This window comes from Streptomyces bullii, from assembly GCF_042657145.1.
GTDB classification, from domain to species: Bacteria; Actinomycetota; Actinomycetes; order Streptomycetales; family Streptomycetaceae; genus Streptomyces; species Streptomyces bullii.
In genome coordinates this window covers 227,383-250,633 of the sequence record NZ_JBHSNY010000014.1, presented here as the reverse complement: position 1 = coordinate 250,633, position 23,251 = coordinate 227,383, and the positions used below count along the sequence as shown (strand labels likewise).

Below are 23,251 nucleotides of genomic sequence, written 5' to 3'. Positions count from 1 at the left end.
CCCCGGGGTGTGGTCACGCCAGGCTGTCCCGCCAGGCCCGGTGCAGGTCCGCGAACCGGCCCGTGCCCGCGACGAGGTCCGCCGGGCTGCCGTCCTCCACGATCCGCCCGTACTCCATGACCAGCACCCGGTCCGCGATCTCCACGGTCGACAGCCGGTGCGCGATGACCACCGCCGTCCGGCCCCGCAGCACCGTCGCCATCGCCCGCTGCACCGCCCGCTCGCCCGGGACGTCCAGCGAACTGGTCGCCTCGTCGAGGATGAGCACGGCCGGGTCGGCCAGCAACGCCCGGGCGAACGCGACCAGTTGGCGCTGCCCCGCGGAGATACGGCCGCCCCGCTTGCGCACATCGGTGTCGTAGCCGTCGGGCAGCGTCATGATGAAGTCGTGCGCGCCGATCTCCTTTGCGGCCTGCTCGATCTCCTCGCGGGTGGCGTCGGGGCGGCCGATGGCGATGTTCTCGGCGACCGTGCCGGAGAACAGGAACGCCTCCTGCGTCACCATCACCACCCCGCGCCGCAGCTCGGTCAGGGCGAGGTCACGCAGGTCGACGCCGTCCAGCAGCACCCGCCCCTCCGACGGGTCGTAGAACCGGGCGAGCAGTTTGGCCAGCGTCGACTTGCCCGCGCCGGTCGAGCCGACGACCGCCACCGTCTGCCCGGCCGGCAGGGTCAGGTCGAAACGGGGCAGCACCTCGCCGCCGGTGCGATAGCCGAACCGGACCCCGTCGAAAACGACCTCGCGGCCCGGGTGTTCGCACTCCAGCGGCGGAAGGGACCGGGGAGCCGACGGCTCCGGGACGGACGGCCGCTGGGCGAGCAGCCCGGCGATCTTCTCCAGCGAGGCAGCCGCCGACTGGTAGGAGTTGAGGAACATGCCGAGCCGGTCGATCGGGTCGTACAGCCGCCGCAGATACAGCACGGCCGCGGCCAGCACACCGAGGGCCAGCGTGCCGTCCGCCACCCGGTGGGCGCCCCACAGCACGATCGCCGCGACGGCCGTGTTGGCGACCAGCCGTGAGCCGGTGACGTACCGGGCCATCTCCAGCAGCGCGTCGCCGTTGACCCGCTCGTGCCGCTGGTTCAGGACCCGGAAGTCGGCGTCGTTGACGGCCTCGCGACGGAAGGCGCGCACCGGCCGGATGCCGTTCATCGTCTCCACGAACTTCACGATCACGGCGGCGATGGCGGTGGACCGCTGCCGGTACACCCGCCCGGCGCGCCGCCGGTAGATCCGTACGAGCAGGCAGAGCGGCACGAACGACGCCACCGCCACCGCGCCCAGCCCGAGATCCAGCCAGAGCAGCATCGCCGAGATGTAGACGAACGACAGGACGATCGAGACCAGTTCCTGCAGGCCCTCGTCGAGCAGTTCGCGCAGCGACTCGACGTCCGTGGTGGAGCGGGAGATGAGCCGGCCCGAGGTGTAGCGCTCGTGGAAGTCGATGCTCAGCGCCTGCGCGTGGCGGAAGATGCGGCCGCGCAGGTCGAGCAGCACGTCCTGGCTGACGCGGGCCGAGGCGGCGACGAACGCGTATTGGAGCCCGCCCGACGCCAGCGCGCACGCCAGGTAGCCGCCGCCCACCGCCATCAGCGGACCGTGGTCGTCGGCCCGGAACGCGGGCACGGCCCGGTCGATGGCGTACGCCACCAGCAGCGGGCCCGACTGCACGGCCGCCTGCTGGAGCAGCAGCAGGAGCGTCGTGACGGCGACGCGGGCCTTCATCGGGGCGAGCAGGGAGCGCAGCAGGGCGGCGGTGGCGCCCGGGGCAGTGGGCAGGACGTCGCGGTCGAAGGGATCGTCGGCGCCCTGCGGGCGGGGCTCTTCGTGCTGGTCGTCGTCGGCGGACGGGACGGGTGCGGTGGCGGCAGTCATCGCTCGTCCTCCCCTTCCCCGGGCAGGTCCTCCAGCGAGGCGCCGGACATGAGATGCGCGTACTCGGCGTTGGTGCGCAGCAGTTCGTGGTGGGTGCCGACCGCCGTGACGCGGCCGCCGGAGAGCAGGGCGACACGGTCGGCGAGCAGCACGGTGGACGGCCGGTGCGCCACGATCAGGGCGGTGGTGTCCGCCAGCACCCGGCGCAGGGCGGCCTCCACGGCGGCCTCCGTGTGGACGTCGAGCGCGGAGAGCGGGTCGTCCAGGACGAGGAACTCGGGCCGGCCGACGACGGCCCGCGCGAGGGCCAGCCGCTGCCGCTGCCCGCCGGACAGGCTGAGCCCCTGCTCGCCGACCTGGGTGTCGACGCCCTGGGGCAGCGCGTACACGAAGTCGGCCTGCGCCACGGCGAGCGCCCGCTCCAGTTCCGGGAGCCCGGCTCGGTCGTCGGCGCCCATGAGAACGTTGTCGCCGACGCCGGCCGAGAAGAGCGTGGGCTCCTCGAACGCGACGGCGACCTTGGAGCGCAGCTCCTCCCGGGACATCTCCCGGATGTCCACGCCGTCGAGCGTGATCCGCCCCGAGGTCACCTCGTGCAGCCGGGGGATGAGCGCGGTGAGCGTCGTCTTGCCGCTTCCGGTGGCCCCGACGAGGGCCATGGACTCGCCGGGCCGGATGTGCAGGTCGACGCGGTCCAGGACGGGCGGGGAGCCGGAGGGAGCGTCGGGGTAGCGGAAGGTGACGCCGTGGAACCGCAGTCCGTCCGCCGCCGCGGGCGCGCCGCCCGGCACCGGCTCACGGCGACCGGATTCCTCCGGTTGCGCGTCCATCACCTCGAAGTACCGCTCCGTCGCCGTCGCCGCCTCCTGGCTCATCGCCAGCAGGAATCCGATCGACTCCACCGGCCACCGCAGGGCGAGCGCCGTGGACAGGAAGGCGACCAGCGTCCCCGCCGACAACTCCCCGTCGGCGACCTGCACGGCCCCCACCACCAGCACCCCGCCGATGGCGACCTCCGGCAGCGTCACGATGACGCCCCAGATGGCCGCCAGCAGCCGGGCCTTGCGCAACTCCGTCCCCCGCAGCGTCGCCGACAGCTCCCGGAACGCCCGCGCCTGACTGCGGTGCCGTCCGAACCCCTTGATGATCCGGATGCCGAGCACGCTCTCCTCGACGACCGTGGTCAGGTCCCCCACCTGGTCCTGCGCCTGCCGGGCCACCCGTGCGTACCGCTTCTCGAAGGCCTGGCACATCACGATCAGGGGCAAGGCCGGACCGAGGATCACCAGCCCCAGCGTCCACTCCTGCTGGAGCATGATGACCACGCCGACCACGATGGTCACCCCGTTGACCAGCAGGAACGTCAGTGGGAAGGCGAGGAACATGCGCAGCAGCATCAGGTCCGTCGTGCCCCGGGACAGCAGTTGCCCGGACGCCCACCGGTCGTGGAAGGCCACCGGCAGCCGCTGCAGGTGCCGGTACAGATCCGCGCGCATCTCCGCCTCGACGTGCGACAGCGGACGGGCCACCAGCCAGCGCCGCAGCCCGAACAGCAGCGCCTCGGCGAACCCGAGCAGCAGCAGGTACAGCGCCCCGAGCCACACGCCCGCCGGATCCCCGTCGGCGACCGGACCGTCCACCATCCACTTCAGGACCAGGGGGATCACCAGGCCCAGGCACGAGGCGACGATCGCGACGCCCGCGGCGGTGAACAGCCGAGCCCGCACGGGCCGCACATACGGCCACAGACGCAACAACGCACGTACGGCGGAACGCTCCTGGGCGGGCGCGCAATTCGTGGACATCAGCAGTGAGCCTACGGATCGCCACTGACACTGCCCACCGAGTTTTGGCCGGACCTCGCTCGGTCGCCGGTCCTACGACCTGCGTGTTCGAGGGGGCGTCCCACGGCATCAGCTGATCGGCTGAAAGCCGTTCGAGTCCGCCGGCCGACGTGCGCACCGCCCGCGCGGCGCAACGCCGTTGCCGACGGGCCGACCACTGTGGGCCTCGGGACCGACGGCCCGCGCCACTCGGCGAGAGCCGCGTCTCAGTGGTCCGCCACCCGCATCTCGAACCACGTCGTCTTCCCGCGCGGCAGCAGGTCGACGCCCCACCGGTCGGACAGCTTGTCGACCAGGAAGAGCCCCCGGCCGCTGACGTCCATCTCCTGGACGGGCATCAGGCAGGGCAGGCCCCGGGAGGGGTCGCGGACCTCGACGCGGATCCAGCCGCGGCGGTGGCACATGCGCAGCCCGAAGACGCGGGCGCCGGTGTGGCGTACGGCGTTGCCGACCAGTTCCGACACGAGCAGGACGGTGTCCTCCGCGGTCTTGGGGCCGAGCCGCCACTCGCGCAGGACCACCACCTGGGCCAGTCGCCGCGCGGTCGCCGCGGACTCGGGGCGGGACGGCAGGGAAACCTCTGCCTCCGTCGGGTTGCCGAACAACTCCAGTGCCTTCACTGCGTGTTCGTCCTCGACCGCCGGCGACCAGCGCGCCGCGGTCGCACGTCCGTCTCCCCGCGGCTGATCCATGCCCTCCAGCCCCGCCATGCCCCCATCATGGCCGCCGTGCGCGCCCTCCGGGGCCGTTCCGGGGGAATACGCCCCTCTCGCGCCCCCGTCGCCCGGGCCTCGACCGGCATATGCCCTCGGCACCACAGGCTCGGCAGCAGCGCGTCTGACCTGCGGCGACAGCTCTGCTGAAGGCAATCGACGGACTCCCTCGACAAGGCAGGCTTAAGGGTGCCCCAAGGCTCCCATAAACCGCCCCATCGAGGGACCCGAATCAGACACCACGTCAGGTGCCGACGTCCCGTGCGGATGCCCGGGCGGCGTCATGTGCAGATGCGCGGGCGCGTCGTGTGCGGATGTCCGGGCGGTGCGCAGGCGGGTGCGGAGACGCGGCAGGGGCGAGGCGGGTCAGGGACGGGTCAGAGGAACTTCGCCTTGCCCGGGCCCTCCTCCACGAAGCTGCGCATGCCCCGCTCACGGTCCTCGGTGGCGAACAGTCCGGCGAACCAGTTCCGTTCGACGGCCAGGCCCGTCTCGATGTCCGTCTCCAGCCCCGTGTCGACCGACTCCTTGGCCGCGCGCAGCGCGAGCGCAGGTCCCCGCGCCAGCCTCGCGGCCCAGGCGTGGGCCTGCTCGTACACCTCGGCGGCCGGGACCACCCGGTCCACCAGACCCAGCGTGAGCGCCTCGTCGGCCCTGACCTGACGGCCCGTGAAGATGAGGTCCTTGGCCTTGGACGGGCCGATCAGCCGGGCCAGGCGCTGGGTGCCGCCCGCGCCCGGGATCAGACCGAGCAGGATCTCCGGCTGGCCCAGCTTGGCGTTCTCTGCGGCGATGCGGTAGTCCGCGCACAGCGCCAGCTCGCAGCCGCCGCCCAGCGCGTACCCCGTCACGGCCGCGACGACCGGCTTGGGGATGCGGGCCACGGCGGTGAAGGAGTCCTGCAGGGCCCGGGCGCGCAGGACCATCGCGGTGTGGTCCATCGCCTGCATCTCCTTGATGTCCGCGCCCGCCGCGAACACCTTCTCTCCGCCGTAGATCACCACGGCCCGCACGTCCTCGCGGCGCGTGGCCTCCTCGGCGAGCTCCTTGAGCCGGTCCTGCGTGGCGACGTCCAGCGCGTTCATGGGCGGGCGGTCCAGGCGCAGCGTGCCGACGCCGTCCGCGACTTCGAGATGTACGGTCATGCCCAGCAGGTTAACGGCCACTAACGACAACGGGCCCGGTGTGCTCCGTCACAGGACGGCACACCGGGCCCGTGGGTCAAACGGTCCCTACTTCTTCCACTCCGCCCACGACATGTTCCAGCCGTTGAGCCCGTTGTCCGGGGCGACGGTCCGGTCGTTGGAGTTCTTGACGATCACCACGTCGCCGATCAGGGAGTGGTTGAAGAACCAGGCCGCCGGCGCGCCCTTGTCCCAGCCGCCGCGCACGTCGCGCAGGCCGATGCAGCCGTGGCTGGCGTTGTAGTCGCCGAAGGCGCCGCTCGCCCAGTAGTTGCCGTGCAGGAAGGTGCCGGAGGTGGTCAGGCGCATGGCGTGCGGGACGTCCTTGATGTCGTACTCGCCGCCGTAGCCGACCGTGTCGCCGTTCATGCGGGTCACCGCGTGCTTCTCGCTGATGACCATCTGCCCGTTCCAGGTCTCCATGCCGGGCTTGCCGGTGGTGACGGGGATCGTCTTGATCACCTTGCCGTCCCGCATGACCTTCATCGTGAGCTTCTTGGCGTCCACGACGGAGACCTGGCTGCGGCCGACGGTGAAGGACACGGTCTTGTCCTGCTCGCCGTAGACGCCGGAGCGGCCCTCGACGCCGTCGAGGTCGAGGTCGACGGTGACCTTGGTGCCCGGCTTCCAGTACTTCTCCGGGCGGAAGTCGAGTCGGTCGTTGCCGAACCAGTGGCCCTCGACGTCGACGGCCGGCTCCGTCCTGATGCGGATGGCCTTCTCGACGTCGTCGGGGTTGGTGATGCCCCGGGTGAAGCGGATCGAGAACGGCATGCCCACGCCGACCTTGGATCCGTCCTCGGGGGTGAAGACGCCGACGAAGGTGTTCTTCGGCGTCAGCGTGGTGAAACCGGAGTCCTCCGCGGCCGTACGGCCCTCGGAATCCTTGGCGACCGCGTGCACCGTGTACGTGGTGGCGGCGGCCAGATGGGTGGACGGCGTCCAGGTGGCGCCGTCCTCGGATATCTCCCCGTCGACCTCGTCGCCCTCGGCGTCCTTGACCACGACCTCGGTCAGCTTGCCCTTGGCGGCGCTCACCTTGAGGGCGCCGCTGGTGTCGACGGACTTCGCGCCGTCCTTCGGCGCGATGCTGACGACGGCCTCGGACTGCTTGCTCCGGGCCGCGGCCGAGTCACCGGCGTTGCCGCCCTTGCCGTCCGCCGACCCCGAGTCCGAGCCGCCACCGCCGCAGGCGGTGACGGCCAGCAGCACCCCTCCGAGTATCAGTGCCGGAAGCCCCTTGCGGCCCCTCGCCGACGCCCCCCGTACCGGTCGCCCGATCTTCAAGTTGTCTCCCCTCGCCGGGCCGGTCAGGCCCAACACCCCTGCGCGTCCCGCGCGCGCACCGGCGCATCGTAACCGCAGGCCAGGGACATCGGCGTCGCGTGATTGTCACTGTTCAGTCCCAACGGAAAGTCGGGAGAAGTCGCCGCCCTGTCGGGTTACTTCACCGCACTACCTGACTTCCACTCTTTCCAGCTCATATTCCACCCTCCGAGCCCGTTGTCGGGAGCGACCTTCTTGTCATTGCTGTGGACGACCTCGACCACGTCCCCGATGAGACTGCGGTCGAAGAACCAGCCGGCCGGTGTGTCCGCGCCGCCGCCCTTCACATCGCGCAGCCCCACACAGCCGTGGCTGACGTTGGTACGGCCGAAGACGGTCTCCGACGCCCAGTAGTTGCCGTGCAGGAAGGTGCCGGACTCGGTCAGGCGCATGGCGTGCGGCACGTCCGGGATGTCGTACTCGCCCTTGCCGTTCTTCTTCTTGAAGCCGACCGTGGCGCCGTTCATCCGGGTCAGCTCCAGCATCTCGGTGACCACCATCTTCCCGTTGTACGTGGTGGTCTTCGGCGCCCCCGCCGTGATCGGGACGGTCGCGAGCAGTTCGCCGTCCCGCCGCACCTGCATGGTGTGCTTCGCCGCGTCCACCACGGAGACCTGGCTGCGGCCGACGGTGAACGACAACGTCTTGTGCTGGAGCCCGTACACCCCGCGCGCCCCTTCGACGTCCCTCAGCCGCAGGGCGACGGTGACCTTGGTGCCGGGCTTCCAGTAGTGCTCGGGGCGGAAGTCGAGCCGGGAGCGGCCGAACCAGTGCGGCCGGACCTCGACGGCAGGCTCGGAGGTCACGCGCACCGCGCGCTCCACGGCCGCGAGGTCGGCGATCTCCCGGTTGAACTCCAGCGAGACGATCATTCCCGTCCCGACCGTGGAGCGGTTCTCCGGGGTGACGTATCCGATGAACCGTTCCGCGGGGACGTGCGTGGTGAACGTGGTGTGGCGGGCCGAGCGGCGCCCGTGGGCGTCCAGGGCCACCACGTCGACCGTGTACCGGGCGGCCAGGGCCAGCCGCTCCTCCTCCGGTTCCCAGCTCACCCCGTCGGCGGAGATGCGCCCGGGCACCGGGAACTCCTGCGCGTCCTGCGCACGCACCACCTTCACCGACTCCAGCCGCCCGCCCGGCACCCGCACCCGCAGCCGCTCGCCGGGGCGCACGCCCCGGCTCCCGTCTGCGGGGGAGACCCGGATGACGTCCTCGGGGGCGGCCGGTGGCGCACCGAACGCCCCGCCGACCCCGCCTCCTCCGCCGTCCGGGGTACAGCCGGCGGTCCCGGCGAGCAGTCCTGCCCATGTCACTACGGCGGCCAGCACGGCCCTCGCGCGCCGTGCGCGCCCTTCTAGGTGCCTCACGAGGAGCCCAACGACGGGCCTCGTCCCCGGGAAACGACCATGCCGCCCCCCGGGGAAACGTGAGTGCGAGCCACCCTCTGGGCAGAACAGTGGGGAGAACGACGCGCAGGGGAGCCGCGGCCGGGCCGTACGACGTGGCCGCCCACCTCTGTCCCCCGTCGTTCCACGAGCCGCGGGAGGCTGACAGGTGTCCAGCGCAGCCGAGCAGGAGGCAGTGGCGGGCAGTCCAGCCACTGAGGACGGGCGCCCGGCCGCCGTCGTGCACGGCGTCAGGCGCGCCGCGCTGCCCACCGTGCCCGCGTGGCCGGGCGCGCCGATGCCGCTGGGCGCCCGCTACCGGGTCGGCCCGGACGGCGTGGCGGGGACCAACTTCGCGCTGTGGGCGGGCGGGGCGGAGGGCGTGGAACTGTGCCTCTTCGACGCCCGGGGCAAGGAGACCCGCGTCCGGCTGACCGAACTGACGCACGAGATCTGGCACGGCTTCGTGCCGGGCGTGCTGCCCGGCCAGCGCTACGGCTACCGGGTGCACGGCCGCTGGGACCCGTGGACCGGCGCCCGCTGGAATCCCGCGAAGCTGCTCCTCGACCCGTACGCGCGCGCGGTTGACGGGGACTTCGCCCTCCCGGCGGAGGTGTACGGGCACGTCCGCGACTGGCCGGAACAGCACGTGGCCGACACCGTGCGGGACGACCGTGATTCCGCGCCCTTCGTCCCCAAGGGCGTCGTCGTCCACGACGACGACGACTGGGCGGACGACCACCGTCCCAAGACCCCGTGGGCGGACTCCGTCATCTACGAACTCCACGTGCGCGGCTTCACCAAGCTGCACCCCGGCATCCCCGAGGAGCTGCGCGGCACGTACGCCGGTCTGGCGCACCCGGCCGCCATAGAGCATCTGGTGAAGCTGGGCGTGACGGCCGTGGAACTGCTGCCCGTGCACCAGTTCGCGCACGAGGACCACCTGCTCAGGCGGGGCCTGAAGAACTACTGGGGCTACAACTCCATCGGCTACTTCGCCCCGCACGCCGCCTACGCGGCCTCCGGCACGACCGGCCAGCAGGTCGGCGAGTTCAAACGCATGGTGCGCGCCCTGCACGCCGCCGGCATCGAGGTCATCCTCGACGTCGTCTACAACCACACGGCGGAGGCCGGCGAGCTGGGCCCGATGCTCTCCCTGAAGGGCATCGACAACCGCGGGTACTACCGCCTGCAACCCGACGCCCGCCGGTACGCCGACTACACCGGCTGCGGCAACACCCTCCACGTCGTTCAGCCGCACGTGCTGCGCCTGATCACGGACTCCCTGCGCTACTGGGTGACGGAGATGGGCGTGGACGGCTTCCGCTTCGACCTGGCGGCGGCGCTGGCCCGCTCCATGCACGACGTCGACATGCTCTCCCCGTTCCTCGCGGTCATCGGCCAGGACCCGGTGCTGCGCAGGGTGAAGCTGATCGCCGAGCCCTGGGACATCGGGTCGGGCGGCTACCAGGTGGGCGCCTTCCCGCCCCTGTGGACGGAGTGGAACGACCGATACCGCAACGCCGTACGGGACTTCTGGCGCCACGCGCTTCCCGACGTACGGGAGATGGGCTACCGGCTGTCGGGCTCCAGCGACCTGTACGCCTGGGGCGGGCGGCGCCCGTACGCCTCGGTCAACTTCATCACCGCGCACGACGGCTTCACCCTGCGCGATCTGGTGTCGTACGAGCGCAAGCACAACGAGGCCAACGGCGAGGGCAACCGGGACGGCACCGACGACAACCGGGCCTGGAACTGCGGTGCCGAGGGGGAGACCGACGACGAGCGCATACGCGCGCTCAGGCGCCGGCAACTGCGGAACCTGCTGACCACCCTGCTGCTCTCGACGGGCGTGCCGATGCTGGTCGCGGGCGACGAACTGGGCCGCACCCAGCGCGGCAACAACAACGCCTACTGCCAGGACAACGAGATCGGCTGGGTCGACTGGAGCCTGCTCCAGGACCCCGGTTGGCAGGCCCTGTTCGACCTGACCTCGCGCCTCATCGAGCTGCGCCACCGGCACCCGGTGCTCCGCCGCCGGGCCTTCTTCTCCGGTCGGGCGCAGACCGCGGACGGGCTGCGCGACCTGGCCTGGTTCACCTGCCGGGGCACGGAGATGACGGAACAGGACTGGTACGCGCCCGCCGCCACGCTCGGCATGTACCTCTCGGGCCGGGACATCCCAGGCCGTGACGAGCGCGGTGCGCAGATACTCGACGACAGCTTCCTCGCGGTGCTGCACGCCGGTGAGGGGCCGGTGAGCTTCGTACTGCCGGGGCCGCCGTGGGCGGAGCGGTACGAGGTGGTCGTCGACACCGGCCGGGAGGAACAGCGGGAGCCGCCGGGCGTGGAACACCGCGCCGGCACCGAGATCACGGTGCCGGCCAGGGCGGTGCTGCTGCTGCGGGTGGCGGGCTGAGGCGACGGCCGCCACGCCCGGCGCGACCCGTGCCGACGGCCCATCGGGTGAATCGGCGGTTTTCCCGCGCAACCCGCCTTAAATGGTGCGGGTGACGCACCCCAGCCGAATCACCCGCGCCCTCATCGCGGCCGCCGGCCTCGCCGTCCTGGCCGCCTGCGGTGGTCAGACGCAGAACCGGGCCGCCGAGCCCACCAAGGCGGCCGTGCCCGCCCCGCCCGAGAAGAAGCCCGTCAAGGGACTGCCCGGCATGCCGCCCGTCCTCGACCCGGAGGACGTCTACGCCGCCGACCGCCCGGGCAGGCTGTCCCCGGTCGTCAAGGACTTCCCGTCCCGGGTCTACGTCCCCAACAGCGAGTCCGACACGGTCTCCGTCATCGACCCGCAGACGTACGAGATCATCGACACGATCCCCGTCGGCCGCCAGCCGCAGCACGTCGTCCCCTCCTGGGACCTGAAGACCCTGTGGGTCAACAACAACCGCGGCCACACCCTCACCCCCATCGACCCGAAGACGGGCAAGGCAGGCAAGCCGGTCGAGGTCCACGACCCCTACAACCTCTACTTCACGCCCAACGGCAGATACGCCGTCGTCATGGCCTCCCTCGACCGCGAACTCGTCTTCCGCGACCCGCACACCATGGAGATCAGGAAGACCGTCCCGGTCAGCTGCTACGGCGTCAACCACGCCGACTTCTCCCTCGACGGCCGCTATTTCATCGTCTCCTGCGAGTTCAGCGGCGAACTGCTGAAGGTCGACACCGAGAGGATGGAGGTCGTCGGACAGCAGAAGCTGCCGTTCGAGGGCGCGATGCCGCAGGACGTCAAGCTCTCACCGGACGGCAAGCGGTTCTACGTCGCCGACATGATGGCCCACGGGATGTGGGTCCTGGACGGCGACCGCTTCACCAAGCCGACCCTGCTGCGCACCGGCAAGGGCTGCCACGGCCTGTACGTCAGCCGCGACTCCCGCGAGATGTACATCTCCAACCGGGGCGAAGGCACCGTCTCCGTCTTCGACTTCACCCAGAACAGGCTGACGAAGAAATGGCATCTGCCGGACGGCGGAAGCCCCGACATGGGCGGCGTCTCCGCCGACGGCAAGGTGCTGTGGCTGTCCGGCCGCTACGGCGCCGAGGTGTACGCCATCGACACGCGCACCGGCACCCAGCTCGCCCGCATCCCGGTCGGCAGCGGCCCGCACGGCCTCGCCGTCTACCCCCAGCCGGGCCGCTACTCGCTCGGCCACACCGGCGTCTTCCGCTGAGGCAGCAGCAGCGCCTCCGCGCCCACCGGCCGGTAACCGGCCGCCTGGAACGCCCGCGTGCTGCGGGCGTTCCCGGGCGCGACCTGGGCCCACAACGGCTCCGTGACGAGCTGCCGGGCCGCCGTGGCCAGTGCCCGGCCCAGCCCCCGGTGCCGTACCGACTCCGCCACCTCGACCGACACCTCCAGCCGCCCGGCCACCCCGCGCCCCAGCACCAGCACACCGCCCTCGGCCGTCCACGCGCGCACGTCGTCGCGCCGCCGGCGGGCGTACGCGATCCGCGGGTGAGCGGCGTCCTCGACCTCCGTCAGTGCGAGGGCCGGATCACCCGGCAGAGGGGAGCCGACCAGGAGCGCGTCGACGGTCTCGGACATCCGGCCCGTCCGTGCCATGAAGGCGGCCAGGAAGCGGGCGTGCAGCGTCGCGGCCAGCGGGTCGCAGTCCAGTGTGCGCAGGGTGGCGTACACCCATGCGGGATCCTCGTCGGTGAAGACGACCGAGTGCGCCGTGAAGGCGATCACCCCCGCGTCCCGGTCGCGGTGCTGCGGCACGACCGTCGTACCGCCGTCCGCCGCCGGGAAGACACCCCGCGCCGCCGCACCGAGAATGTCCCGCAACGTCTCCACAGCACTCCTTGAGTCTCCACCCACTGGAAGGCCCAGACTCGCAGACGGATCGACGGCAGCACCGGACTCCTCACGATCGGTGAGCTGGCCCGCGCCACCGGCCTGACCGTGCGCACCATCCGCTACTGGTCCGACGAGGGCGCCCTGCCGCCCGTGGCCCGCTCCGCGGGCGGCTACCGGCTGTACGACGCCGCCTCCGTCGCCCGCCTGGAACTGATGGCGCAACCTGCGCGAACCGGGCCTCACCCTGGACGACGTACGCGAGGTGCTGGCCGGGGAGCGGACGGTGGCCCAGGTGGCCACGGCGCACGTGGCGGCGCTGGACGCGCAGATCCGCGCGCTGAAGGTGACCCGTGCGGTGCTGTCGACCGTGGCGCGACGTGGCTCGACCGCAGAGGAGACGACCCTGATGCACAGGCTGGCGCGGCTCTCGACCGCCGAACGGCGGCGTATCGTCGAGGACTTCATGACGGAGATCTTCGACGGGATCGACACGGCGGACCCCGACATCCGCCACCGGCTGCGGTTCGCGGCGGCGAACCTGCCCGACGACCCCACCCCCGAGCAGGTGGACGCCTGGGTGGAGCTCGCCGAACTCATCCAGGACCCGGAGTTCCGCGCGCTGATGCGCAGGGCGGTCGTGTTCGACGCGGCGAACCGGGGACCGGACGTGCCGGCGGGCACGTCGCTGTGGTGCATGAGCCGCCTGGTGCAGCTCGCGGGCGAGGCGCTGCGGCAGGGCGTCGCTCCCGAGGAGCCGGAGCCCGAGGAGGTGTTCGGCCGGCTGCTCGGTGACGCCGACCGGGCGGCGGTGCTGGTGCGCCTGGAGGCGGCGTCCAACCTGCGGCTCGCCCGTTACCGCGAGTTGTCGGCCGTGGTGAACGGTCTGGAACGCCCTCCCACCTATGAGGCGGAGTTCGCCCGGGTGGCCGCCGCGCTGCGCTCTCACACGGGCGGTTAATCTGACCTCCGTCAACAAGACGGCGAAGCACGACAAGCACGAGACGAGGGGCGGACCGGTGGCGGACATCGAGGAAGCGCGCAAGCAGTTCGAGCGGATCGATACGGACGGTGACGGATTCATCACCGCTGCCGAGTTCAAGGCCGCCCTGGCCCAGCAGGGTGACTGGAACGTCACCGAGTCGGTCGCGGAGGTCGTCATCAAGACCCGCGACCTCAACGGCGACAAGGTGCTGTCGTTCGACGAGTTCTGGTCGTACCTGAACAAGTGACGGTGGTGGAAGGGGCCCGGTCCGCAACGGACCGGCCCCTTCCCCGTCTCCCGCCTCCCCGCTCCCCGACGAAGACCGCGATTCCCGCGCGGAATAGCCCGCGACCTTCCCGGGTTGACGCCCGACGAACGACGCATGCACCTGCATCTATTTCGCACCCGGAAGGGCCTGTCATGAAGATCGGCATCATCGGCGCGGGCAACATCGGCGGCAACCTCACCCGGCGGCTCACCGCCCTCGGCCACGACGTCGCCGTCGCCAACTCCCGCGGCCCGCACACGCTCACGGCCCTGGCCGAGGAGACCGGCGCCACCCCGGTGACGGTGGAGGAGGCCGCCCGCGGCGCCGAGATCGTGGTCATCACCATCCCGGTGAAGGCGGTCCCGGACCTGCCCAAGGGCCTCCTCGACGAGGCCGCCGACGGTGTGGCGGTCATCGACACCGGCAACTACTACCCCAAGCAGCGCGACGGCAGGATCGCGGAGATCGAGGACGAGGGCCTCACCGAGAGCCGCTGGACCGAACGGCAGATCGGCCACCCCGTGATCAAGGCCTTCAACGGCACCTACGCCCAGGACATCCTGGACCGCCCCCGCCCCGCCGGCGACCCCGACCGCATGGCCCTGCCGGTGGCCGGCGACGACGAGGCGGCCAAGCGCAAGGTGCGGGCCCTGATCGACGAACTCGGCTTCGACAGCGTGGACGCGGGCGGCATCGACGACTCCTGGCGCCAGCAGCCCGACACGCCGGTGTACGGCCTGCGGGCCGGCACCGAGGCGGTCACCAAGGCCCTGGCGGAGGCGTCCCCGGAGCGCAAGCCGGAGTTCCGGGCGTAGATGCCGTTGAAGGCCCTTGAGCCCCGGGACACACAGCGTCGGGCCCTCGGCCCCTGGCCGAGGGCCCGACGTTCCCCGGCTTCCACCCGGGAGCGCCGTCAGGCCTGCCCGGCCCACGTGCGCAGCGCCGCCCTGCTCTGGAAATCCGCCACGTTCTTGTCCAGCGGATCGTCCGTGTACTGGTGGAAGCGCCACTTCGCCTTGATGCGGGGCTTGCCCGCGGTGACGTAGTCGGCGATCCACAGGCCGTCACCCGCGTAGGAGGTGGTGTCGACGTTCAGCCAGAAATGCCGGTTGCAATAGAGCACGACGCGGTTCTTCGGCCGTAACTCCCGCACCTTGCGGATGAACCGGTCCTTCTCGGCGTTGCTCGCGTGGGTGCCCGCGCCGGTCGTCTCCCAGTCGACGGCGAGGATGTCGCCCGCGCGCTCCGGGGCCTTGCCGACGAAGTACTCGGCCTGGGCCGCGAGGTTGCCCGGCCAGAGGAAGTGGTAGAAGCCGACGACCAGACCGGCGTCGCGGGCCGTCTTCGTCTGCGCGGCGAGTTTGGGGTTGACGTACGAACGGCCCTCCGTCGCCTTGATGAAGACGAAGGAGAGGCCGTCGGTGTCGTAGGAGGAGGACTGGTACGCGCTGACGTCTATGCCACGCAGCATGGGGCCTCCCGGAGGTGACCGTGGGGGGGGGGAGGGGTTTATGCCCCACGGTCGCGTGGCCGACCCCCGGGACGTCGAAACGTCGACTTTTCGTGGTCCGTGGGCCCGTCCCGGGAGGTGGCACAGCCGTCAGGCGAAGAGCCTCAGCACTCGATGATGTTGACGGCCAGTCCGCCCCGTGCCGTCTCCTTGTACTTCACCGACATGTCCGCGCCGGTCTCCTTCATCGTCTTGATGACCTTGTCGAGGGAGACCTTGTGGGAGCCGTCGCCGCGCATGGCCATGCGGGCGGCGGTGACGGCCTTGACCGCCGCCATGCCGTTGCGTTCGATGCACGGGATCTGGACGAGGCCGCCGACCGGGTCGCAGGTCAGGCCGAGGTTGTGCTCCATGCCGATCTCGGCGGCGTTCTCGACCTGTTCGGGAGTGCCGCCCAGCACCTCGGCGAGCGCGCCCGCCGCCATCGAGCACGCCGAGCCGACCTCGCCCTGGCAGCCGACCTCGGCGCCGGAGATGGAGGCGTTCTCCTTGAAGAGCATGCCGATCGCTCCGGCGGCCAGCAGGAAGCGGACCACGCCCTCCTCGTCGGCGCCGGGGACGAAGTTGACGTAGTAGTGCAGGACCGCGGGGATGATGCCCGCCGCGCCGTTGGTGGGGGCGGTGACGACCCGGCCGCCTGCCGCGTTCTCCTCGTTCACCGCCATCGCGTAGAGGGTGATCCACTCCATCGCGAGGGCCTGCGGGTCGCCTTCCGAGCGCAGCTTGCGCGCGGTGTTCGCGGCCCGGCGGCGCACCTTCAGGCCGCCCGGCAGGATGCCCTCGCGGGACATGCCGCGCGCCACGCAGGCCTGCATCACGCGCCAGATATCCAGCAGGCCCTCGCGGATCTCCTCCTCCGTGCGCCAGGCCCGCTCGTTCTCCAGCATCAGCGCGGAGATCGACAGGCCCGTCTCCTGCGTCAGGCGCAGCAGCTCGTCGCCCGTGCGGAAGGGGTACTTCAAAACCGTGTCGTCCAGCTTGATGCGGTCCGCGCCGACGGCGTCCTCGTCGACGACGAAGCCGCCGCCCACCGAGTAGTACGTCTTGCTGAGGAGTTCGGCACCCGCCGCGTCGTACGCCCACAGGGTCATGCCGTTGGCGTGGTAGGGGAGGGCCTTGCGGCGGTGCAGGACCATGTCCTGGTCGAAGTCGAAGGCGATCTCGTGCTCGCCCAGCAGCTTCAGACGGCCGCCGGTCCTGACGGCCTCCACACGTTCGTCGGCCGACTCCACGTCCACCGTGCGCGGCGAGTCGCCCTCCAGTCCGAGCAGCACCGCCTTGGGCGTGCCGTGGCCGTGGCCGGTCGCGCCGAGGGAGCCGTACAGCTCGGACCGCACGGACGCGACGGACTCCAGCAAACCCTCGCTGCGCAGCCGGCGGGCGAACATACGGGCCGCCCGCATCGGGCCCACCGTGTGGGAGCTGGACGGGCCGATGCCGATCGAGAACAGGTCGAAGACCGAGATGGCCACGGGGGGACTCCTCAATGCGGGGGTGGTGCGAGGGCGGTGCTACGGGGGACGGGGGACGGGGCGCCGAGGTCGTCGGCGCCCCGCCGCCCGCTCACTTGTTCAGGTCGGGGTACAGCGGGTGCTTGTCCGCCAGCGCCTTGACCCGTGCCTTGAGCGCCTGAGCGTCGTACGACGGCTTGAGCGCCTCGGCGATGACGTCCGCGACCTCGGCGAAGTCCTCGGCGGTGAAGCCGCGGGTCGCCAGGGCGGGCGTGCCGATCCGCAGGCCCGACGTCACCATCGGCGGACGTGGGTCGTTCGGGATCGCGTTGCGGTTGACGGTGATGTTGATCTCGTGGAGCCGGTCCTCGGCCTGCTGCCCGTCCAGCTCCGAATCGCGCAGGTCCACCAGGACCAGGTGCACGTCCGTGCCGCCGGACAGGACGGAGACGCCGTGCTCGGCGACGTCGTCCTTCACCAGGCGCTCGGCGAGGATCCGCGCGCCCTCCAGGGTACGGCGCTGGCGCTCCTTGAACTCCTCGCCGGCCGCGACCTTGAAGGCGACCGCCTTGGCGGCGACCACGTGCTCCAGCGGACCGCCCTGCTGACCGGGGAAGACCGCGGAGTTGATCTTTTTGGCCAGCTCGGCCGTGGAGAGGATGACACCGCCGCGCGGGCCGCCCAGCGTCTTGTGGGTCGTGGTGGTGACCACGTGCGCGTGCGGCACCGGGTTGGGGTGCAGCCCGGCCGCGACGAGGCCCGCGAAGTGCGCCATGTCGACCATCAGGTACGCGCCGACCTCGTCCGCGATCCGGCGGAACGCGGCGAAGTCCAGCTGACGCGGGTACGCGGACCAGCCGGCCACGATCAGCTTCGGCTTGGACTCCTTGGCCAGCCGCTCGACCTCGGCCATGTCGACCCGGCCGTCGTCGCCGACGTGGTAGGCGACCACGTCGTACAGCTTGCCGGAGAAGTTGATCTTCATGCCGTGGGTCAGGTGCCCGCCGTGCGCAAGGTTCAGACCCATGATCGTGTCGCCGGGCTTGAGCAGCGCGAACATCGCGGCCGCGTTGGCCTGCGCGCCCGAGTGCGGCTGGACGTTGGCGTGCTCGGCCCCGAACAGCTCCTTGACGCGGTCGATGGCGATCTGCTCGACCACGTCGACGTGCTCGCAGCCGCCGTAGTAACGGCGGCCCGGGTAGCCCTCGGCGTACTTGTTGGTGAGGACCGAGCCCTGCGCCTCCATGACCGCGACCGGGGCGAAGTTCTCGGAGGCGATCATCTCCAGGGTGGACTGCTGGCGGTGCAGCTCGGCGTCGATCGCGGCGGCGACGGCCGGGTCGAGCTCGTGCAGGGAGGTGTGGAGAAGCGACATGGGAACGACCTCTCAGCCGGCGATGTGGGCGTCGTACTCGTCGGCGGAGAGCAGGTCGGCCGGCTCGTCGCTGACGCGCACCTTGAACAGCCAGCCGCCCTCGAAGGGGGCCGAGTTCACCAGGGACGGGTCGTTCACCACGTCCTCGTTGACCTCGGTGATCTCACCGGAGACCGGGGAGTACAGGTCGGACACCGACTTGGTCGACTCCAGCTCGCCGCAGGTCTCGCCCGCGGTCACGGTGGCACCGACCTCCGGGAGCTGGACGAAGACGACATCGCCGAGCGCGTTGGCCGCGTGCTCCGTGATGCCGACCGTCGAGACGCCGTCCGCGGCGGCCGACAGCCACTCGTGCTCCTTGCTGTAACGCAGCTGCTGGGGGTTGCTCATGGCCTGGATTCTCCTGTATGCGGGGGAGTGGTGGTGACGGGGGGACTGCTGAAACCGCTGGTGAGCAGCGTGCGTGTGCGCGGGGTCACGCCGGACCGCGCGTCCAGTGTCTACTTCTGGCGCTTGTAGAACGGCAGCGCCACGACCTCGTACGGCTCGTGGGTGCCCCGGATGTCCACGGCGACGCCCGGGGTGCCCGCAACCGCGTGCGCCGCGTCGACGGACGCCATCGCGATCGGCTTGCCGAGGGTGGGGGAGGGGGCGCCGGAGGTGATCTCGCCGATCACCCGGCCGTCGGCGACGACCGGGTATCCGGCGCGCGGGACGCGGCGGCCTTCGGCGACCAGGCCGACCAGCACGCGCGGGGGGTTCTCCTGGGAGCGGGCGGCGGCCTGCTGCAGGGCCGCGCGGCCCACGAAGTCGCCCTCCTTGTCGAACTTCACCACCCGGCCGAGCCCGGCGTCGAAGGGGGTGAGCTCGGCCGTCAGCTCGTGCCCGTACAGCGGCATGCCCGCCTCCAGGCGCAGCGTGTCCCGGCAGGACAGGCCGCACGGGGCCAGTCCGGCGCTCTCGCCCGCCTTGGTCAGCGCCTGCCACAGCTCGACCGCGTGTTCGGGCCTCACGAACAGCTCGAAGCCGTCCTCGCCGGTGTAGCCGGTACGGGCGATCAGCGCCGGGACCCCGGCGACGGTGCCGGGCAGCCCGGCGTAGTACTTCAGGCCGTCGAGGTCGGCGTCGGTGAGGCTCTTGAGGATGCCGGGGGACTCGGGGCCCTGCACGGCGATCAGCGCGTAGGCGTCCCGGTCGTCGCGGACCTCGGCGTCGAAGCCGGCCGCGCGCTCCACCAGGGAGTCCAGGACCACCTGGGCGTTGGAGGCGTTGGCGACGACCATGTACTCGGTCTCGGCGAGCCGGTAGACGATCAGGTCGTCGAGGATGCCGCCGTCCTCGGCGCAGATCATGGTGTAGCGGGCCCGGCCCACCCCCACCGCGGCGATGTTGCCGACGAGGGCGAAGTTCAGGAAGGCCGCGGCCTGCGGGCCGGTCACGGTGATCTCCCCCATGTGGGAGAGGTCGAACAGCCCCGCCTTCGTGCGCACCGCCAGGTGCTCCTCGCGCTCGGAACCGTAGCGCAGGGGCATGTCCCAGCCGGCGAAGTCGGTCATCGTCGCGCCGAGCGAGCGATGTACGGCATCGAGGGCGGTGTGCCGGAGCGGACGGGATTCAGTACTGCTCATCGGTCGGTCGTCTCCCAGGGCATGAACGCATGACGGGCGAGGAAGGTCCTCCGCAGAGGAAGGTCCTCCCCATCTGTCATCGGAACCTGAGAGGTTCGCCACGACCGCCACAGGGACGATCACGGCTTGCACCTTGGGTGGGACCGCTCGGACAGCGGCCCGCTTTTCAGATGTGCCTCGCCCGCGCGGTAACGGGGCCTGAGAGATTCAAGGGAGGGACTTGCTCCTTCGGCGCCCCAGCTGCGTGGTGCTGGGAACTCTCCCGCGCGGATTCAAACGGCCGGTATGCAGTTGGCGCGCTCATCATTGCACGCATCTCTGTGGCGCGGCAGGGGGACCTTTCCCTGGGGACGCCCAGCGTGCTCAGCCGGTCACAGCAGGCTGTAGCAGGCCTGTTGCAGGAAACGGACGAAAACACGAGACCCAGGGCATTACCTTCTCTTTACACTCGGCGGGGATGGGACTCCGTACCTGGCCCCAGGGGAGGACGATCACGGTGAACAGGACCACGGCGTACGCCACGACCACGGGAGTCGCGCTGCCGAACCAGCACGCCGCCCCGGCCCGGGGGGCGTGCGACCCGCTGCGGTCTCCCGTCGTCCGCGATCTGCGCGACAGGGGCGGCCGCGGCCCGCACGCCCTGCTCTTCGGCCCCCGGGACCTCGTCGTGATCACCGGCCTGCCCGGCAGCGGCAAGTCCACGCTGATGCGGCGCGCCGTCAAGGGCCCGCGCATCGACTCCCAGGACGTCCGCGACCGCTGGGAGCGCCGCATGCCGCGCTTCCTGCCGTACGCGGTCTACCGCCCGCTGGTCCGCCTCGCCCACTACGCCGGGCTGCGCCGCGCCCTGCGCACCGGCGAGGGAGTCGTCGTGCACGACTGCGGTACGCAGGCCTGGGTGCGCCGCTGGCTGGCCCGGGAAGCCCGCCGCCGGGGCGGCACGCTGCACCTGCTGCTGCTCGACGTCACCCCGGAGCAGGCCCTGGCCGGCCAGCGCGCCCGCGGCCGGGGCGTCTCGCGCTACGCCTTCCTGCGGCACCGCACGGCCACCACCCGCCTGCTGCGCTCGGTGGAGCGGGGCGACCTGCCGGCGGGCTGCGCCTCCGCGGTCCTCGTCGACCGGGACGCGGCGAACACCCTGCGCCGGATCGGCTTCACGGGCTGAGCGGCCTCCCACGCGGCTGACGTCCCCGGGTGTTCCCTGGGCCCGGCGAGCCCCGCCACGGCCACGGCCTCCGGCCAGTCGGGCGTGTTCCGGCAGGGGGCGCCGCAGTCCAGGCCCTCGTCGGCCGTGCCGCGCTCCGTCAGCCGCCGCGGCCGGCGCTCCTCGGGGGGCCGGGGCCCGGGCCCGAGTCCGGGCGCCGGCCCGGTCACGGGAGTCGAGTGTCGTACGCACGGATCGCACGGCGGGCGAACCTGCCGACGGCTGTTCCGCGCCCGTTCAGGAGTCCGGGCACCCGTTAGCCTTTTCAGCCACAGCAGTGGCTTCAGGCAGGCGGTAGGCAGATGGACTTCCCGGCGGACTTCTCCGCGGACATCCCGGCGCAGGCGCACCCCCACCCGCACGGCGGATGGCCCGGCAACGAGCTGGAGGAGGTGCTCTCGGCCTCCCTCGGCGTCGGACCGTCGGCGGGCGGCCGGATCATCGAGGTCCTGGGCCGGAGTTTCGTCTGGGTCCCGCTGCCCAGCGGCGGCGGCCCGCACAGCGGCCCCCTCGACCTGCCCTCCCTGGAGATCGAGGGACAGGCGTACGTACCGGTGTTCAGCTCCGAGGAGCAGTTCCGCCAGGTCGTCGGCTCCCACATGTCGTACACCATCGCCCCGGCCGTGGAGTTCGCCCGCGGCCTGCCCCCGCAGGCCGGGATCGCCGTCAACCCGGGCGGTGTGGTCGGCGTCCCGCTGCCGCCGCCCGCCGTGGCCGAGCTGTGCCGGGCCGGGCGCACCCCGCTGGACGGCCCCGCGAGCGGCGGCCGCGTCCGGCTCTTCGAACCCGACTGGCAGGACGACCCGGTGGACTTCCTCTCCGCCGCCTCCGCGGAGTTCGAGGCCATCGGCGTGGTCCTCACCGCCCGCCGCTGCCTCGCCGCCATCGAGACGGCCGACCCGGTGATGTTCGTCGGCGTGGAACTCTCCCAGTGGGAGGGGGACCTGCGCGCCCTGCCGCTGGAGGCCCTCGGCCGTGCCCTGGGCAGGGTTCCCGTGCGATGGCCCGTCAACCTGGTCCTGCTGGACGTCGCCCAGGACCCGGTGGGCGACTGGATGCGGGGGCAGGTCCGTCCCTTCTACCAGCGGCCGGGCACCTGACCCAGGAGCGCGGGGCTCCGCCGGTGTGCGGCCCCGGCCGCGCAGGCGGCCGGCCCCGCACGACGCGTACCCGCGAGCACGGCACAGGCCGTCAGCTCGCGGGCGGGCTTAAGCTAGTCGCACGGTTCGGTCGAGGGCGTTGTACGGAGGGGCGATACAAAGTGAGCGCTGGCACCGCCGCGGCCGGCCAGGTCGAGCACATGCTGCGCCAGGTGACGCCGGGGCGTTACGACGCCTACGAGGCACTCCTGCGCGCGCTCGCGACCCCCTCCACCGGCCAGGTCTGGATGCTGCTGTGGCACGGCCAGGCCGGCTCCCCGGACGCCCAGTACGGGAACATGGAGGTCGACGGCTACGGCTACGCGCCCTGCGTCACCTCCGCCCAGGAGCTGAGCGCCAGCGGCTGGAACCGGTCCTACGAGGTGGTCGACGGCCTGGAGGTGGCCCGGGCGCTGTACCCCGACCACTACGGCCTCTGGCTCAACCCGCACGCCCCCGGCGGCGGCGTCGGCATCCCCTGGCTCGACCTGCGGCGCATCGCCACCGGCCTGGACCGGCAGCCCGCGGGGCCCCTGCGGCTGTCCGAACCGGCGATCGAGATCCCGCAGTTCTACGCCCTGCTCGCGCAGAACGCCCACCGCACCCCCGCCGTCCGCTCGCTGCGCCGCGCCTGGGTGCAGCCCGCGCTCGGCGCGCCGTACCTGGCCATCGGTCTGGACGTGTACGACACCTCCCCGCCCGCCGTCGACTCCGTGCGCGCGATGATGCGGCAGTCCATCGGCGCGGTCCCGGACGGCCTGCCCGTGTCGACCGTCGCGATGTCCGACGCGCACGATCCGGTCGCGATGTGGCTGCGGGCCAACGCCCGCCCCTTCTACGACCGCGAGGCCCACGCCGCCGCCCCCGCCCAGGCCCCGGCGACCGGCTACGGCTACCCGCCGGCCCCGGGCGGGTACTGACCCGCGGGAGGGCATCCTGCGAGCCGCCTGTCGCGCGGCGAGAGCCGGTCTGCGCGCGTAGAAACGGGGCGGAAGGACCCATCCCGTCCGCGATGTCCCAACTCGTCTGTGTCCGGCCCGCGTTACCCGCT

At 71.8% G+C, this 23,251-nt stretch carries 19 protein-coding genes, 1 pseudogene and 2 riboswitches; of the genes and pseudogenes, 8 read left to right on the top strand and 12 right to left on the bottom strand.

The features are described 5' to 3' along the window. Positions 1 to 13: 13 nt before the first annotated feature. The 6 genes from ACFPZJ_RS34540 to ACFPZJ_RS34515 all read right to left on the bottom strand — a co-directional run bounded on the left by ACFPZJ_RS34540 (position 14) and on the right by ACFPZJ_RS34515 (position 8,310). Entirely contained in the window at positions 14 to 1,876 is a 1,863-nt protein-coding gene (locus ACFPZJ_RS34540; protein WP_381030049.1) for an ABC transporter ATP-binding protein, read from the bottom strand. Beyond that, positions 1,873 to 3,681, bottom strand: a complete 1,809-nt coding sequence (locus ACFPZJ_RS34535; RefSeq protein WP_381030047.1) for an ABC transporter ATP-binding protein — start codon at positions 3,679 to 3,681, stop codon at positions 1,873 to 1,875. Before ACFPZJ_RS34535 ends, ACFPZJ_RS34540 begins: the two co-directional genes overlap by 4 nt. 245 nt (positions 3,682 to 3,926) lie before the next feature. After that, positions 3,927 to 4,430, bottom strand: coding sequence for an ATP-binding protein (locus ACFPZJ_RS34530; RefSeq protein WP_381030044.1), 504 nt, complete (start codon positions 4,428 to 4,430; stop codon positions 3,927 to 3,929). Positions 4,431 to 4,810: 380 nt separating this feature from the next. After that, complete coding sequence (locus ACFPZJ_RS34525) at positions 4,811 to 5,578, bottom strand: enoyl-CoA hydratase/isomerase family protein (protein WP_381030042.1); 768 nt, start codon at positions 5,576 to 5,578, stop codon at positions 4,811 to 4,813. An 87-nt stretch (positions 5,579 to 5,665) separates the two neighbouring features. Then, complete coding sequence (locus ACFPZJ_RS34520; RefSeq protein ID WP_381030095.1) at positions 5,666 to 6,898, bottom strand: L,D-transpeptidase; 1,233 nt, start codon at positions 6,896 to 6,898, stop codon at positions 5,666 to 5,668. Positions 6,899 to 7,059: 161 nt separating this feature from the next. Further along, a complete protein-coding gene (locus tag ACFPZJ_RS34515) occupies positions 7,060 to 8,310 on the bottom strand; it encodes a L,D-transpeptidase (RefSeq protein ID WP_381030040.1) in 1,251 nt (416 codons plus the stop codon). Between the two features lie 187 nt (positions 8,311 to 8,497). On the opposite strand from ACFPZJ_RS34515, the gene glgX reads away from it, so the two are divergent. After that, entirely contained in the window at positions 8,498 to 10,747 is a 2,250-nt protein-coding gene (gene glgX / locus ACFPZJ_RS34510; protein ID WP_381030037.1) for a glycogen debranching protein GlgX, read from the top strand. A 91-nt stretch (positions 10,748 to 10,838) separates the two neighbouring features. Further along, positions 10,839 to 12,014: a YncE family protein gene (locus ACFPZJ_RS34505; RefSeq protein WP_381030035.1), complete on the top strand. Its 1,176-nt coding sequence runs from the start codon at positions 10,839 to 10,841 to the stop codon at positions 12,012 to 12,014. On the opposite strand, the gene ACFPZJ_RS34500 is transcribed toward ACFPZJ_RS34505, so the two are convergent. Continuing rightward, entirely contained in the window at positions 11,981 to 12,640 is a 660-nt protein-coding gene (locus ACFPZJ_RS34500) for a GNAT family N-acetyltransferase (protein WP_381030033.1), read from the bottom strand. The two genes, ACFPZJ_RS34505 and ACFPZJ_RS34500, sit on opposite strands and share 34 nt — an antisense overlap. Before the next feature lie 48 nt (positions 12,641 to 12,688). Between ACFPZJ_RS34500 and ACFPZJ_RS34495 the strand changes: the two are divergent. From ACFPZJ_RS34495 to ACFPZJ_RS34485, 3 genes and pseudogenes are all read left to right on the top strand, one after another. Further along, positions 12,689 to 13,601: pseudogene (locus ACFPZJ_RS34495) on the top strand (MerR family transcriptional regulator). A 58-nt stretch (positions 13,602 to 13,659) separates the two neighbouring features. Continuing rightward, positions 13,660 to 13,872, top strand: coding sequence for an EF-hand domain-containing protein (locus ACFPZJ_RS34490; protein WP_381030030.1), 213 nt, complete (start codon positions 13,660 to 13,662; stop codon positions 13,870 to 13,872). Positions 13,873 to 14,021: 149 nt separating this feature from the next. Next, positions 14,022 to 14,708, top strand: a complete 687-nt coding sequence (locus ACFPZJ_RS34485; RefSeq protein WP_381030092.1) for an NADPH-dependent F420 reductase — start codon at positions 14,022 to 14,024, stop codon at positions 14,706 to 14,708. Between the two features lie 98 nt (positions 14,709 to 14,806). On the opposite strand, the gene ACFPZJ_RS34480 is transcribed toward ACFPZJ_RS34485, so the two are convergent. The 5 genes from ACFPZJ_RS34480 to gcvT all read right to left on the bottom strand — a co-directional run bounded on the left by ACFPZJ_RS34480 (position 14,807) and on the right by gcvT (position 19,857). After that, positions 14,807 to 15,364 carry a glycoside hydrolase family 25 protein gene (locus tag ACFPZJ_RS34480; protein WP_381030027.1) on the bottom strand — a complete coding sequence of 186 codons (558 nt, stop codon included), beginning with the start codon at positions 15,362 to 15,364 and terminating at the stop codon, positions 14,807 to 14,809. Between the two features lie 143 nt (positions 15,365 to 15,507). Continuing rightward, positions 15,508 to 16,875, bottom strand: coding sequence for an L-serine ammonia-lyase (locus tag ACFPZJ_RS34475; protein WP_381030025.1), 1,368 nt, complete (start codon positions 16,873 to 16,875; stop codon positions 15,508 to 15,510). Between the two features lie 91 nt (positions 16,876 to 16,966). Continuing rightward, the gene (glyA, locus tag ACFPZJ_RS34470; RefSeq protein ID WP_381030022.1) at positions 16,967 to 18,229 is read right to left on the bottom strand and encodes a serine hydroxymethyltransferase; all 1,263 of its coding nucleotides are present in this window, start codon (positions 18,227 to 18,229) and stop codon (positions 16,967 to 16,969) included. A gap of 12 nt (positions 18,230 to 18,241) precedes the next feature. After that, positions 18,242 to 18,619 (bottom strand): glycine cleavage system protein GcvH, encoded by a 378-nt coding sequence (gcvH, locus tag ACFPZJ_RS34465; protein ID WP_381030019.1) that lies wholly within the window; start codon positions 18,617 to 18,619, stop codon positions 18,242 to 18,244. Between the two features lie 110 nt (positions 18,620 to 18,729). Then, positions 18,730 to 19,857 (bottom strand): glycine cleavage system aminomethyltransferase GcvT, encoded by a 1,128-nt coding sequence (gene gcvT / locus ACFPZJ_RS34460; RefSeq protein ID WP_381030017.1) that lies wholly within the window; start codon positions 19,855 to 19,857, stop codon positions 18,730 to 18,732. A gap of 63 nt (positions 19,858 to 19,920) precedes the next feature. Further along, a riboswitch (glycine riboswitch) is annotated at positions 19,921 to 20,033 on the bottom strand. Next, positions 20,034 to 20,132, bottom strand: a riboswitch (glycine riboswitch). It lies immediately after the preceding riboswitch. Positions 20,133 to 20,353: 221 nt separating this feature from the next. On the opposite strand from gcvT, the gene ACFPZJ_RS34455 reads away from it, so the two are divergent. The 3 genes from ACFPZJ_RS34455 (at position 20,354) to ACFPZJ_RS34445 (ending at position 23,120) form a co-directional block, all read left to right on the top strand. After that, on the top strand, positions 20,354 to 21,022 hold the full coding sequence (locus tag ACFPZJ_RS34455) for an AAA family ATPase (protein ID WP_381030015.1): 669 nt from the start codon (positions 20,354 to 20,356) through the stop codon (positions 21,020 to 21,022). A gap of 341 nt (positions 21,023 to 21,363) precedes the next feature. Beyond that, positions 21,364 to 22,161 carry an enhanced serine sensitivity protein SseB gene (locus ACFPZJ_RS34450; protein WP_381030012.1) on the top strand — a complete coding sequence of 266 codons (798 nt, stop codon included), beginning with the start codon at positions 21,364 to 21,366 and terminating at the stop codon, positions 22,159 to 22,161. Between the two features lie 200 nt (positions 22,162 to 22,361). Further along, positions 22,362 to 23,120 carry an enhanced serine sensitivity protein SseB C-terminal domain-containing protein gene (locus tag ACFPZJ_RS34445; RefSeq protein ID WP_381030089.1) on the top strand — a complete coding sequence of 253 codons (759 nt, stop codon included), beginning with the start codon at positions 22,362 to 22,364 and terminating at the stop codon, positions 23,118 to 23,120. The last annotated feature ends 131 nt before the right edge of the window (positions 23,121 to 23,251 follow it).